Source organism: Pseudoduganella ginsengisoli, assembly GCF_009720865.1.
Classification (GTDB): Bacteria; Pseudomonadota; Gammaproteobacteria; order Burkholderiales; family Burkholderiaceae_D; genus Rugamonas; species Rugamonas ginsengisoli.
In genome coordinates, this window is the sequence record NZ_WNLA01000005.1 from 262,673 (window position 1) to 276,605 (window position 13,933).

Annotated in this window: 15 protein-coding genes; all 15 read left to right on the top strand. The window is 60.9% G+C overall.

The annotated features are described in order from the left end of the window. Positions 1-4 precede the first annotated feature (4 nt). Positions 5-949 (top strand): NAD-dependent epimerase/dehydratase family protein, encoded by a 945-nt coding sequence (locus GM668_RS11140; protein ID WP_155439018.1) that lies wholly within the window; start codon positions 5-7, stop codon positions 947-949. Between the two features lie 3 nt (positions 950-952). Continuing rightward, on the top strand, positions 953-1,753 hold the full coding sequence (locus tag GM668_RS11145; RefSeq protein WP_155439019.1) for a transketolase: 801 nt from the start codon (positions 953-955) through the stop codon (positions 1,751-1,753). Positions 1,754-1,756: 3 nt separating this feature from the next. Continuing rightward, entirely contained in the window at positions 1,757-2,677 is a 921-nt protein-coding gene (locus GM668_RS11150) for a transketolase family protein (protein ID WP_155439020.1), read from the top strand. Positions 2,678-2,680: 3 nt separating this feature from the next. Next, positions 2,681-3,283: an HAD family hydrolase gene (locus GM668_RS11155; protein WP_155439021.1), complete on the top strand. Its 603-nt coding sequence runs from the start codon at positions 2,681-2,683 to the stop codon at positions 3,281-3,283. Continuing rightward, positions 3,280-4,299, top strand: coding sequence for a phosphotransferase (locus GM668_RS11160; RefSeq protein WP_155439022.1), 1,020 nt, complete (start codon positions 3,280-3,282; stop codon positions 4,297-4,299). The genes GM668_RS11155 and GM668_RS11160 overlap by 4 nt, the downstream gene beginning before the upstream one ends. A gap of 17 nt (positions 4,300-4,316) precedes the next feature. Further along, positions 4,317-4,985, top strand: coding sequence for a class I SAM-dependent methyltransferase (locus GM668_RS11165; RefSeq protein WP_155439023.1), 669 nt, complete (start codon positions 4,317-4,319; stop codon positions 4,983-4,985). 7 nt (positions 4,986-4,992) lie between these two features. Continuing rightward, a complete protein-coding gene (locus GM668_RS11170; RefSeq protein WP_229499176.1) occupies positions 4,993-6,051 on the top strand; it encodes a zinc-binding dehydrogenase in 1,059 nt (352 codons plus the stop codon). Further along, a complete protein-coding gene (locus GM668_RS11175; RefSeq protein ID WP_155439024.1) occupies positions 6,051-7,229 on the top strand; it encodes a class I SAM-dependent methyltransferase in 1,179 nt (392 codons plus the stop codon). Before GM668_RS11170 ends, GM668_RS11175 begins: the two co-directional genes overlap by 1 nt. Continuing rightward, on the top strand, positions 7,216-7,752 hold the full coding sequence (locus GM668_RS11180; RefSeq protein ID WP_155439025.1) for a WbuC family cupin fold metalloprotein: 537 nt from the start codon (positions 7,216-7,218) through the stop codon (positions 7,750-7,752). The genes GM668_RS11175 and GM668_RS11180 overlap by 14 nt, the downstream gene beginning before the upstream one ends. After that, a complete protein-coding gene (locus tag GM668_RS11185; protein WP_155439026.1) occupies positions 7,749-8,489 on the top strand; it encodes an SDR family NAD(P)-dependent oxidoreductase in 741 nt (246 codons plus the stop codon). The genes GM668_RS11180 and GM668_RS11185 overlap by 4 nt, the downstream gene beginning before the upstream one ends. Before the next feature lie 104 nt (positions 8,490-8,593). Next, positions 8,594-9,808 (top strand): hypothetical protein, encoded by a 1,215-nt coding sequence (locus GM668_RS11190; protein ID WP_155439027.1) that lies wholly within the window; start codon positions 8,594-8,596, stop codon positions 9,806-9,808. A 2-nt stretch (positions 9,809-9,810) separates the two neighbouring features. Further along, entirely contained in the window at positions 9,811-11,064 is a 1,254-nt protein-coding gene (locus tag GM668_RS11195) for a class I SAM-dependent methyltransferase (protein ID WP_155439028.1), read from the top strand. Positions 11,065-11,075: 11 nt separating this feature from the next. Beyond that, positions 11,076-11,756 carry a CatB-related O-acetyltransferase gene (locus GM668_RS11200; protein WP_155439029.1) on the top strand — a complete coding sequence of 227 codons (681 nt, stop codon included), beginning with the start codon at positions 11,076-11,078 and terminating at the stop codon, positions 11,754-11,756. 18 nt (positions 11,757-11,774) lie between these two features. Beyond that, positions 11,775-13,211 carry a PfkB family carbohydrate kinase gene (locus GM668_RS11205; RefSeq protein WP_155439030.1) on the top strand — a complete coding sequence of 479 codons (1,437 nt, stop codon included), beginning with the start codon at positions 11,775-11,777 and terminating at the stop codon, positions 13,209-13,211. Further along, positions 13,208-13,897: a nucleotidyltransferase family protein gene (locus tag GM668_RS11210; protein ID WP_155439031.1), complete on the top strand. Its 690-nt coding sequence runs from the start codon at positions 13,208-13,210 to the stop codon at positions 13,895-13,897. The genes GM668_RS11205 and GM668_RS11210 overlap by 4 nt, the downstream gene beginning before the upstream one ends. Positions 13,898-13,933 lie beyond the last annotated feature (36 nt).

Sequence of the window (13,933 nt, forward strand, 5' to 3'; positions counted from 1 at the left end):
ACCTATGAAACTCTTGATTACCGGCGGTTGCGGCTATGTCGGCACCGTATTGACCGAACAGCTGCTGAAAGACGGCCACACCATTACCGTGGTTGATACGCAATGGTTTGGCAACCACTTGCAGCCGCATCCTCAGCTGACGATCCTGAAGCAGGATACCCGCGACGTGAACAGCATTCCGCTCGACGGCGTGGACACCGTGATCCATCTGGCCAATATTGCCAACGATCCGGGCGTGGAAATGAACCCGACCTTGTCGTGGGAAGTCAATGTGCTGGCCACCCAGCAGCTGGCTGACCGCGCCGTGCGCGCCGGCGTCAAGCAATTCATCTTTGCCAGCTCGGGCAGCGTGTATGGCGTCAAGGATGACCCGCAAGTGACGGAAGACCTGGAACTGGTGCCGATCACTGCATACAACAAGACCAAGATGGTGGCCGAGCGCGTACTGCTCTCCTATGCGGACAAGATGCGCATCCACTGCGTGCGTCCGGCTACCGTGTGCGGCTGGTCGCCGCGCATGCGCCTGGACGTGTCGGTCAACATGCTGACCATGCAAGCGCTGAAGAATGGCAAGATGACGGTATTCGGCGGCGACCAGACCCGCCCGAACATCCACATTGGCGACATGGTCAATGTGTACCGCCACTTCCTGGCCCATCCGGAAATCGACAATGGCTGCTACAACGCGGGCTTTGAAAACATTTCCATCATGGATATCGCGCAGCGTGTGGCCGCCAAGGTGCCGGCCGATATCGTCGTTTCCGCGTCGAACGACCCGCGTTCGTACCGCCAGAATTCCGACAAGCTGCTGGCCACCGGCTTCAAGCAGCAATATTCGGTGGCGCAAGCCATTGAAGACGTGTCGGCCAAGTTCAAGTCCGGCGAACTGGTCGACAAGGATGAGTACTACACGGTGCGCTGGATGAAGCACCTGAACCTGCAGGCGTAATTGATGACAACCACTTCCGTACAACTGGCGGCCCAGTTCCGGGCCACGGCCATTGAAATGTCGCACCGTGCCGGCGCGGCCCACCTGGCGTCCGCGCTGTCGTGCATCGACATGGTGTCGGTGCTGTACCACTCGGTGCTGAAAGTCGATCCGGCCAATCCGCAGTGGGCCGACCGCGACCGTTTCATCCTGTCCAAGGGCCACGCAGCCACGGCGCTGTATGCGGCGCTGGCATGGAAAGGTTTTATCAAGCCGGAAGACTTGCTGACCTACGGTAAAAAGGGTTCGCTGCTGGAAGAACACCCGACGCCGCGCCTGGCCGGCGTGGAAACCGCGACGGGCTCGCTGGGCCACGGCCTGGCATGCGGCAATGGCATGGCGCTCGCTGCCCGCATCCAGCAAAAGGATTACCGCACGTTTGTCTTGATGAGCGATGGCGAATGCAATGAGGGTTCCGTGTGGGAATCCGCGCTGTTCGCTTCCGCCAACAAGCTGGGCAACCTGACGGCCTTCGTCGACTTCAACAAGTGGCAAGCCACGGGCCGTTCGCGCGAAGTGCTGGGCCTGGACCCGCTGGCGGAAAAATTCCGCTCATTTGGCTGGCACGTGCATGAAATCGATGGCCACGACCACGCCGCGATTCTCGCTGCCGTGCAAGACACGAAAACCGACCAGCCCACCATGATTGTCGCCCACACCGTCAAAGGTAAAGGCGTGTCGTTCATGGAAGATGACAATAACTGGCACTACCGCATTCCGACCGAAGAAGAAGTTCAAAAGTCCAAAGCGGAACTGGGTGTATAAAACATGAGAAATGCTTTTGCTAAAGCCGTCACGGAACTGGGTGACGAATATCCTGAACTGGTGATGCTGGCCGGCGACATCGGCAACCGCCTGTTCGACAAATTCAAAGACAAGCATCCGAACCGCTTCTACAACTGCGGCGTGGCGGAAGCCAACATGACGGGCTTGGCTTCCGGGCTGGCCGCGTCGGGCTTGCGTCCCATCACGTACACGATTACGCCGTTCAATACGACGCGTGTGCTGGAGCAGATCCGCCTCGACATTTGCTACCCGAACTTGCCTGTGATCGTGGTCGGCACGGGCGCCGGCCTGTCGTATGCGAACCTGGGCGCAACCCACCATTCGATGGAAGATATCGCGATCCTGCGCTCGCTGCCGAATATGCACGTGGTGTGCCCGGCCGACCCGGTTGAAGTCAAAGGCGCCGTGCGCGATGCACTGCGCCTGGGCCGCCCAACGTATATCCGTTTGGGCAAGAAAGGCGAACCGAATGTACACGATGTGGAACCAGCGTTCACGATCGGCAAGGGTATCGTCATGCGTCCGGGTACCGATGTCACCATCCTGTCGGTTGGCAACATGATTGCACCGGCGCTGGAAACTGCGCAACGCCTCAGTGAAAAAGGCATTTCCGCCGAAGTGGTCAGCATGCACACGGTCAAGCCACTCGATGATGAGCTGTTGGGCAAAGCTTTCGCGACCAAGAAACTCGTCGTGGTGGTGGAAGAACATGCGTTCACGGCTGGCGCGGGCAGCGCTGTGCTGGAGTGGGGCTACACCAAGCGTGTGGACCTCAGCAAAGTGCTGATCGTTGCTGGTCCAGACCGTTTCCTGTCCGGTTGCGGCGAACAGGAAGAAGCCCGTGAAATGCTGGGCATGGATGCGGAAGCCATTACGCACCAGATCCTCGAACGGTTGGGCTGATCCATGCGGCTAGGACTGGACTTTGACAATACGCTGATCAGCTACGATCAGTTGTTCCGCCAGGCAGCGCTGGATTTACAGCTGATTCCGGAAGAGACGCCGCCGCAAAAAAACGCGGTGCGCGACTATTTGCGCAGCATCGACCAGGAAGACGAATGGACCAAGCTGCAAGGCGCGGTCTACGGTGGCCGGATCCTGGAAGCGGCGCCGTATCCCGGCATGCGCGATACCTTGCGCGCGCTGGCGGGGCATAACATTCCCATGTGCATCGTCAGCCACAAAACCCGCTGGCCTTACCTGGGCGAGAAATGGGACTTGCACGCGGCCGCCCGCAGCTGGCTGGCCCAGCAGGGTTTCCATGCGGACGATGGCCTCGCATGGAAACAGGAGCAAGTGTTTTTCGAGCTGACCAAGGATGAAAAAATCGCCCGCATCGTCGCGCAGCAATGCACGCACTATGTCGATGATTTGCCGGAAATCCTGGCCATGCTGCCGGACACCGTCGAGAAAATCCTGTTCTCGCCGGATGGCAATACCCAAGCCCAGCCTGGCTGGACTGTCATGACGTCGTGGGACCAGCTCCCGGGCATTTTGAAGCTGGTATGACGGGACTCAGCGCCGCCGTGACGGCATTTTGTGCGCGGCACGGCGCCAGCGAACCATTGCAAGCGGTGGCGCTGCGCGCCGGGCGTAACAGCGAAGTGCTGCGTATTACCGATCACCGCGGTAACAGCACGATCCTCAAGCAATATTTTTCCCACCAGGCCGACACGCGCGACCGCCTCGGCACGGAATACGGTTTTCTGGATTTTTGTTCGCGCCACGGTGTCACGGCTGTGCCGCGTACGCTAGGCATGGATAAGGCGCTCAATTGCGCGCTGTACGCATTGCTGCCGGGCCAGCGTCCCGTTGAACTGACGGATGATCACATGGCGCAGGCGGCCGCGTTTATTGCGTCGCTGAACACCTTGCGCGATGCGGAGGGGGCGGACCGCCTGCCGTTCGCATCGGATGCGTGCACGGCCGTGCAAACCCACCTGGACCTGGCGCAACGCCGCATAGACGGCTTGCTGGCGTGCGCCCCGGCCAATGGCAGCAGCGTCAGCGCCATCGAGCGCGACGCGCACGCATTTGTGCGCAACACCCTGGCGCCCGCGTGGGAGCGGCGCGATGCGGCAGCGCGCGCCGCGCTGGCCGCCGAGGGCGATTTGTCGGCGCCACTGCCGCGCACGGCGCTGATCCTGTCGCCATCCGATTTTGGTTTCCACAACACATTGCAACACGACGACCGGCTGGCGTTCGTGGACTTTGAATACGCAGGCTGGGATGACCCGGCCAAGCTGATCTGCGACTTCCAGTGCCAACCGGAAGTGCCTGTCAGCGCCGCCCATGGCACACTGTTCCAGCGAACTGTGCTGGCTGCGCTGCGGGATGACGGCGCCATTGCCCGCCGCATTGCCGCCGTGTTGCCGCTGCACCGCATCAAGTGGTGCGGCATCCTGCTGAATGAATTACGCGCGCAAGACCGCCAGCGCCGCCTGCATGCGGGCATCGCTGCCGATGGCTTGCTGGAAATCCAGCTGGCCAAGGCGCGCACTTATTTTGAGACTCACCTAGTATAGAGAGATAGAAAGCAAACATGGCTTACATCGACTTCCTTTCCGTCGTCCATAAAAGCACCAAGCGCGACTATCTGGCGCGCGTGAACGACACTGACTATCCGAAGGCGAAAGCAGCCGCGCTGGCCAAGCAGTGGGGCTTCGATTACTGGGATGGCGACCGCAAAATCTGCTACGGCGGCTACAAATACATGCCGGGCCGCTGGGCGCCCGTGGCGCAGGCCATGATCGACCATTACGGTCTGAAAGCCGGCGACAAGGTGCTGGACGTGGGTTGCGGCAAGGGCTTCCTGCTGTATGAAATGTCGCTGCTGGTGCCGGGCCTGGAAATCCACGGCCTCGATATTTCCCAGTACGCGCTGGACAATGCCAAGGAAGAAATCCGCGACCGCCTGATCCTGGGCAACGCCAACAGCCTGCCCTTCCCGGACAAGCATTTTGACCTGGTGTTTTCCATCACCACGCTGCACAACTTGCACAACTACGACCTCGACAAGGCGTTGCGTGAAATGGAGCGTGTCGGCAAACATAAATACCTGTGCGTGGAGTCGTACCGCAACGAAGAAGAAAAAGCCAACCTGCTGTACTGGCAAGTCACGTGCGAAGCGTTTTGCACGCCGGAAGAGTGGGAATGGTGGTTCAAGCAAACCGGCTACACCGGCGACCATTCGCTGATTTACTTCGAGTGAGGCAACCATGACGACTATGCCAAAAACCATGAAAGCCGCCATTCTGGTGCAACAGAAAGCGCCGCTGGCCATCGCGGAAATCACGATGCCGGACAAGCTGGACGTGGGCCAGGTGCTGGTCAAAGTCCATTACAGCGGCATCTGCGGTTCGCAGATCGGTGAAATCGACGGCGCCAAGGGCGAAGACAAGTACATCCCGCACTTGCTGGGCCACGAAGCATCCGGCACCGTGATGGATATCGGTCCGGGCGTGCGCCACGTGAAAGCCGGCGACAAGGTGGTGCTGCACTGGCGCAAAGGCAACGGCATTGAAGCGCCGACTGCCAACTACACGCTGGACGGCAAGAAAATCAATGCGGGCCAAGTCACCACGTTCAGCGAATACACGATCGTGTCGGAAAACCGTGTGACGGCGATTCCCGCCGACAGCGACCTGGAAGTGGCGGCCCTGTTCGGCTGCGCCGTGACGACGGGTTTCGGCGTGGTGGAAAACAATGCCAAAGTCAAAATTGGCGAAGCTGTCGTTGTGTTCGGCGCGGGCGGCATCGGCTTGAACATCGTGCAGGCTGCCGCGCTGGTGTCGGCCTATCCGATCATTGCCGTGGACCTGCATGACAGTAAGCTGGCGCTGGCCAAGGAAATGGGCGCGACGCACCTGATCAACAGCAGCACGACGGATGCGCGCCAGGCCATCATCGACTTGCTGGGACCGAATGGCGTCGATGCGTTCATCGACAACACGGGCCAGCCGAAGATCATTGAAATGGGTTACGAACTGACGAAGCCGCAAGGCCGCGTGACCTTGGTGGGCGTGCCGAAGAAAGGCAACAACATCAATATTTATTCGCTGCCGCTGCACTTTGGCAAAGGCTTGAGTGGTTCGACGGGCGGCGAAGCCATCCCGCAAACGGATATCCCGCGCTACCACCAGCTGTACCGCACGGGCCGCATCCAGTTGAAAAACCTGATCACGCACCGCTTTACGCTGGATCAGATCAATGAAGCCATTGACGGTATGCGCGCCGGCACCTTTGCCGGCCGCTGCATGGTCGTCATGGATCAGTGATGGCGCACGTGGGCACTTGCCGCTTATGCAGCGCCCCGCTGGCGCCGGACACGGCGCTGGCAGTGGGCGACGTTCCGCCCTGTAACCGTTTCAGCGACGGGCCGGATGCACCGCGCCTGCCGCTGGCCATGGTGGAATGCGCGCAGTGCCAGCTGGTGCAATTGCTGCAATTGCCGCCGCTCGATGCGCTCGTGCCGCGCCACGCGTGGATCCGCTATAACGAACCGTCCGCGCACTTGCCGGACGTGGCGCAGCACGTGCGCGCACTGATGCCGGATGCGCCCGGCGTGCTGGGCCTGGGCCCGTTTGAAGGACCGCTGTTGCAGCACATGACGGAGTGGGGCGGCGCGCGGCACACGCCGGATTTGGCGGCGCAATCTGCAGCGCAGCCCGGCCGCTATCCGTACCTGGAAACGTGGCAGCACGTATTACGCCATGACGTGCTGGCATCGTGCGGCAAGGCTGACCTGGTCACGTGCCGCTACCTGCTGGAACACAGCCACGACCCGGTGGCCATGTTGCAGGCACTGGCCGGGGCATTAAAGCCGGGCGGCGTGCTGCTGGTGGAAGTGCCGGACAGCAGCAAATTCTTGACGGTGTGCGACTACAGTTTTATCTGGGAAGAGCACGTGTGCTACTTCACAGAAGCAACGCTGCGTGCGCTGGCCGCACGCGCCGGCCTGGCTGTGCGCCAGTGCCTGCGCTATCCCGGTACGCAGGAAGATGCGCTGGTGCTGCTGTTGCAGGCGGGCGCCCCCGGGCAAGCCGCACCGTCGGGCCTGGGCCCGTCTGCACTGTTTGCCCGCTACCGCGCCGCGTGGCCCGGCCAGCGCACCCATTACCAGCAATGGCTTGGCGATATGCATGCGCAAGGCCGCCGCGTGGCGATTTTTGGCGCGGGCCATCAAGCCATCATGTTCATCCACGCGCTGGGTTTGGCGCAACTGGTGGATATCGTTCTGGACGATGCACCGGACAAGGCAGGCTGCCGCATTCCCGGTACGGCTATTCCCATCGTGCCGTCCAGCGTACTGCAGGCACAGGACGATATCGGCCTGTGCCTGCTGGCGCTGAGCGCCGGTGCGCAGCAAAGCGTGCGCGCGCGTTTTGACGGCTGGCTGCAGCAAGGCGGCGTCATGCAATCAATTTATCCGGAGCCTGGCCATGCAGTTGATTAAACAGTCGAATGAAGTATATGTGGCGCCCGGCCCGGTTGCCGCCATCGGCGCAGCGGAAATCGCGTTGCTGAAAGAAGCCGTTGACGCCAGCCCCCGTGGCCGCGTACGCATCAATTTGCACGCGGACGGCAGCGCGCCGCTGCATGAAATGTTCATCGCCATCAAGCCGGGATCGTATATCCGTCCGCACAAGCATCCGGCCAAAAGTGAATCGTTCCACCTCGTGCATGGCGCGGTGGACGTGGTCGTGTTCGATGATGCGGGCAATGTCACGCAAGTGGTGAAACTGGGCCAGCCCGATGGCGGCGATGGCCGGCGCGCGTTTTATTACCGCATGTCGGAACCGCTGTTCCACACGCTGATCATCCGTTCCGATGTGCTGATCGTGCATGAAACCACGAACGGGCCATTTGACCGCAGCGCCACGATCTTTGCGGGCTTTGCGCCGGAAGAAAATGCCCCTGCTGCCGAGATTGCCAGCTGGCAGGCAGCGCTGGTGGATCGTGTACAGGAGCAGGCATGAGTGCGCAAGAACAAGTGGTGATTGTCGGCGGCACCAAAGGGCTGGGCCGCTTGCTGGCCGAGCGTTTTATCGCGCAGGGCCATGCGGTGACCGTGCTGTCGCGCACCAAGCCGGACGGCGGCCTGGCCTACCGCCACATAGCCGTGGACTTGGAAGCGCTGGTTGACGCGGCGCCCGTGGTCGAGCAAGTCGTGCAAGCCGGCGGCAAAGTGCGCTACCTCGTGTTTTGCCAGCGCTACCGGGGTACGGGCGATGCGTGGCAAGGTGAAATGCAAGTGACGCTGAATGCCACGCGCCTGTTGATCAATGGCTTTGCCGACCAGTTTTGCGATAGCGGCGACCGCGCCATAGCCGTCGTCAGTTCCGTCTATGCGCAATTTGTCGGCGGTTCGCAGCCGGACAGCTACCACGTGGCCAAAGCCGGCCTCAACCAGCTGGTCAAATTCCACGCGTGGGGCATGGGACGCCGCAATGTACGCATCAACGCCATCATGCCGCTCAGTTACCTGAAAGATGAATCGCGCCGTTTCGTGGAAAGCAACCAGCCGCTGATGCAGCTGTACCACGATTTCGTGCCGTTGAAACGCATCGGTGAAGCCGCCGATTCCGCCAACCTGGTGGAATTCCTGTGCAGTGACAAGGCCGCTTTCATCAATGGCCAAAGCATTTTTGTCGATGGCGGCGTCTCCGTCGTGTGGCCGGAAGAATTGGCGCGCACGATGGCGGGATTTAATTGACGCAGTGAATTGATGCAGCAGTTTGTTGTTACAGAGAAAAACATTTTTGACTACGGCGCTCTTTGTTTAGAATGCCAAGATTGAATCACCAGAGGAGAGAGTCCATGTCCGAATCCGATCCCGCAGCTCCTGGCGAGTTGGCCACGGCGCCGGTAGCGCCACCGGCAGCCGACCCGTTTGCTGAATTGCATGCGGGTTTTGACGACATGTTCAATAACACCGTGCGGATTCCCGGCCAGGATGCGTGGATCATCCTGTGCGGCTACAACATTGGTGAAACGTCGGAATTTTGCGCGCTGGCCGACGCCTTCGTGCAGCAGCATGGCCACGGCATTATCTTGCTGGTGCGTCCGGCCCACGTGGCGGTGGCGCGCATGTATGGCCACCGCTTCCTGAAAGTGCTGGTGCTGCAAGACGACATCATGCAGGCAGTGTTGCGCAGCAATTACATTCCGCAAGACCGCTTTGAAATCAACAAGCCGATGAGCGCGTGCTGGATCGACCGCGGCTTCCGCCATTCGGATGGCGTGAAATACCTGGGCAGCCATTACCCGGGCCGTGGCGGCATCAGTGAAACCGACATGCAGCGCTTCGTGCTGCGCCTGCCGTGGAATGCCAAGCTTGAGGCGCCGCGCATCCGCGTGGACTGGGAACGGGCCGCCATGCAGCAGGCGCTGGACCTGGGCTTGCGGATGGGCCGCTCGGTCCTGCTGTGCCCGATCAACAATTCCGCCAAGCGTTTCCCGCAAATCTTTTGGGATACCGTGGCCGCACGCCTGATCGAGCGCGGCTACATGGTGTTCACCAACATGGGCGGCTTGAATGAATTCAATGGCATTGCCAATATGCCGATTCCCGGCACCACGGCCGTGTCGCTGCCGATTGAACAGGTGATCCCGTTTGCCCACCTGGCCGGACGGATGATTACCGGCGGCAATGGCATGTCTTTCTTGACCATGCTGGGCAGCTGGAAAACGTTCCGCATAACGCAAATTTTGCCGACCACCAAGGACGCGAGCTTTACCACGTCGTCGATGGGGGCACGTTCCAAGCACCCGAGCCGCGAAGCGTCGCTGATCAGCGCCTTCCAATACCTGTCGCCGGAATTGTGCATCGACGCGCCGTTGTCGGAATTCCTGCTGCCGTTTGATGAGTCGGACGATGAAATGGTGCGGCTGGCGCGCGTGGTGGCCGATGAAGATACCAGCGACCCGTCGTATATCGAGCGCCGTGAATGCAATGGCAAGCGTTATATCGATGAACATGCAGGGTGGCTGCGCGAGCTGACCACCGCCCCGGAACAAGCACCAGGAGGTTGACTATGAAAAACTACAAGCATCGCGACGATTGCCGCCTGTGCGGTTCCACGCAATTTGAACTGGTGTTGCCGATCAAGCCCTCGCCGATCGGCGACGCGTTTGTCAAAGCGGATCAATTGAATGAGCCGCAGGAACTGTTCCCGCTCGACACGTATATCTGCCTCGATTGCGGCCACGTGCAAAACCTCGACATTGTCGATCCGGACATCCTGTTCCGCAATTACACGTACCGCACGTCGTCGTCGCTGGGCCTGGTGCAACACTTCCAGGAATATGCGAAAGCCGTCGTGGAAAAGCTGGCTATCCAGCCGGGCGCGCTGGTGGTGGAAATCGGCAGCAATGATGGTTCGCTGTTGAAAGCGTACAAGGCGCTGGGCTTGCGCGTGCAAGGCGTGGACCCGGCCAAGAATATCGCGGCAGGCGCCACGGCCGAAGGCGTGCCGACCCATCCCGACTTCTTCTCGTCGGCCGTGGCGAAGGAATTGCGCGCGGAATTGGGCCCGGCCCAGCTGATGTGCGCCAACAATGTATTTGCCCACGCGGACCAGATCGGCGACATCGTGGCCGGCATCCGCACGCTACTGGCCCCGGATGGCGCATTCGTGTTTGAAGTGTCGTACATCCCGGACATGGTGGACCATTTCGTGTTCGACACGATTTACCACGAACACGTTTCGCACCATTCCTTGCTGCCGCTGGAGCGCTTCTTCCGCCTGCACGACATGACCTTGTTCGATGTCGAGCGTGTGGCCACCAAGGGCGGTTCGATCCGCGCCTTTGCGCAGCCGCTGTCGACGGGCCAGCGTCCGCGCAGCGAGCGCCTGCAAGCCATGTTTGCGGAAGAAGAACGCCGCGGTATTACGCAGCCGGAAATCTACCGCCAGTTTTACAAGGACATCGAAGTACGCAAGCGCGCCGTGCTGGACGTCGTGGACCGCGCCATTGCGGAAGGCAAGACCGTGGCGGGTTATGGTGCGTCGACGACCGCCACCACCTTGCTGTACCACTTCGAGCTGGAATCGCGCCTGAAATACATCGTGGACGATAACCCGATCAAGTGGGACACGTTCAGCCCCGGCGCGCATTTGCCTGTGCATCCATCGACCGAACTGGTGACCCGCAAGCCCGACCTGGTGGTGATCTTGGCGTGGATGTACGTCAAGCCGATCACGGCCAAGCATGGTCCGTACATGGAGCAGGGCGGGCAATTCCTCGTACCGCTGCCAGCCTTGCAATTGATCCCTGCGGCGAAGTGAGCGGCGCGGCCATGCGCTTTCATCAAATCAATTCCGGCACGGAGCAAGTGCTGTCGACGGCGCCGTTTGTACGGCTGGCCGCCGGCGCCGCACTGGTCGGCTGCGACATCGTGGACAACGTCACGATCGACAAGCATTCCTGTGTCAGCAAGTCCGAGCTGGGCCGCTACTTCGGCCTCGGCTGTTTTTCGTACGTGACCAACGCGAAAATCGGCCGCTATTGCACGTTTGGCGCCCGCGTTTCCGTCGGCGCTTTCAGCCACCCGACCAACTGGCTGTCGATCCACGAATTCCAGTACCGCGATTGCAGCCAGATTTATGGCGACACCGTGCTTGGCGGCGGCGTCAATATCGCGCCGCCCAACGCGCCTACCCTTATCGGCAACGATGTGTGGATCGGCGATAACGCCAGCGTGCGCACCGGCGTCACCATTGGCACCGGGGCCATTATCGGCATGGGCGCCGTCGTCGTGGCCGACGTGCCGCCGTATGCGATTGTCGGCGGCAACCCGGCGCGCGTGATCCGCTACCGCTTTGACGACGCCGTGATTGCCGAATTGCTGGCCTTGCAATGGTGGCAGCTGGATCTGGCGGACATGAAAGGCATTGATTTTTCCAACGTGGCTGGCGCGATCGCTGAATTACGCCAGCGCCTCGGCGCACGGCAGCAGCCTGGCGCTGCCGCACCTTGAACCATCACGAATAACACCATGTCAGAAAAGACCGTTCTCGTTACAGGCAACTTCAATGTCTTGCACCCGGGCCACTTGCGTTTGCTGCGCTTTGCCAGCGAATGCGGTACGCGCCTGATCGTGGCCGTGGCGTCGGACCGGATTGCCGGCAAGGCCGCCCACGTGCCGGAAGCGTTGCGGCTGGAAAGCGTGCAAAGCATTGCGCAAGTCAATGAATCGTTCATTATGGATGAGCCGGCGGCGGAACTGGTGGCGCGCCTGCGGCCCGATATCGTGGTCAAGGGCAAGGAACATGAGACGGCGGACAATCCGGAATTGCCTGTCCTGGAAAGCTATGGCGGCCGCCTGCTGTTCAGTTCCGGTGAAAGCTGGTTTTCATCGTCGGACTTGCTGAACAAGGAAATCGAACCGGCGAATTTCAACCCGATCGGCTTGCCTCATGATTATTTGGGCCGCCACAACATCAGCCTGGCGCGCTTGCGCGAACTGGTGAGAAAGTTCTCCACCTGCAAAGTGTGCGTGGTGGGCGATTTGATCATCGATGAATACATCACGTGCGAACCGCTGGGCATGTCGCGCGAAGACCCGACCATCGTTGTCAGCCCCATCGATACCACGCGCTTCGTCGGCGGCGCCGGGATCGTGGCGGCGCACGCGGCGGGCATGGGTGCGAAAGCGGAATTCGTGTCGCTGACGGGCGCCGACGCCGTGCGCCAGTATGCGCTCGATGAATTGCAGCGCATGAACGTCAATGCGCACATGCTGACGGACGATAGCCGCCCAACCACGCTGAAGCAGCGCTACCGCTGCCATGGCAAGAGCATGCTGCGCGTCAGCCATTTGCGCCAGGACGCGATTTCCACGCAATTGCAGGAAGACCTGGTGGCGCTGATGGAGCAAGCCATGGAAGGCGCCAACGTGCTGGTGTTTTCCGACTTTAACTATGGCTTGCTGCCGCAGCCGGTGGTGGACCGCATCACGGCCATGGCGAAAGCCAAAGGCATCTTGCTGGCGGCCGACAGCCAGTCGTCGTCGCAAGTGGGCGATATTTCGCGCTTCCACGGCATGGATTTGATTACGCCGACGGAGCACGAAGCGCGTCTGGGCGCCCGTAACATGGATGCGGGCCTCGTCGTGCTGGCTGAACAGTTGCGCGGCATGGCCGATGCCCGCAACGTGCTGTTGAAAATGGGCGGCGACGGCATGCTGGTGCATATCGGCGACGTGCCGGGCACGCCATGGGTCACGGACCGCATCAGTGCGCTGAACGTGGCGCCGCGCGACGTGGCGGGCGCCGGCGACAGCCTGTTGATTGCCAGCGCGCTGGCGCTGGCGTCCGGCGCCGACATCTGGGAAGCCGCTTGCCTGGGCTCGCTGGCGGCTGCCGTGCAAGTGGGCCGTGTCGGCAACGTGCCGATCCAGACGGAAGAATTGCTGAAGGAGTTGACGGCATGAGGGCGCTGTTGCTGGCCGCCGGCCTGGGTACGCGTTTGCGTCCGCTGACCGATACCGTGCCGAAATGCCTGGTGCCGATCAAGGGCCAGCCGTTGCTGGATATCTGGCTGGAGCGGTTGACGGCAGCCGGCATCAGCCGCTGCCTCGTCAATACGCATTACCTGGCGCCGCAAGTGCATGCTTACCTGGCGGGCAGCCGTTTTGCGTCGCAAGTGGACATCGCGGAAGAAAAAGAATTGCTGGGCACGGCCGGGACCCTGATGGCCAACTTGCCGTTTTTCCAGGGGGGCGACGCCATGCTGATCCATGCCGACAATTACTGCCTGGCGGATTTCACAGCGTTTTTACACGCGCATGCCAGCCGTCCGGTGCACTGCCTGATGACGATGATGACGTTCCGCACGGCCACGCCGCAAACGTGCGGCATTGTCGAGCTGGATGACGCCGGGGTCGTCGTGGGCTTCCATGAAAAAGTGGCCAACCCGCCGGGCAATTTGGCCAATGGCGCGATTTATATCTTGTCAGCGGAATTGCTGGCCATGATGGCGAAGGACATGCCGCACGTGACGGACTTCAGCACGGAAGTCATGCACCATTTGGTGGGCAAGATTTACACGCACGAAACCACCGCCACGTTCCTCGATATCGGCACGCCGGAAACCTACGCGCAAGCGAACGCGTCATAACAACGGCGTAGGGCGGATTAGCGCAGCGTAATCCGC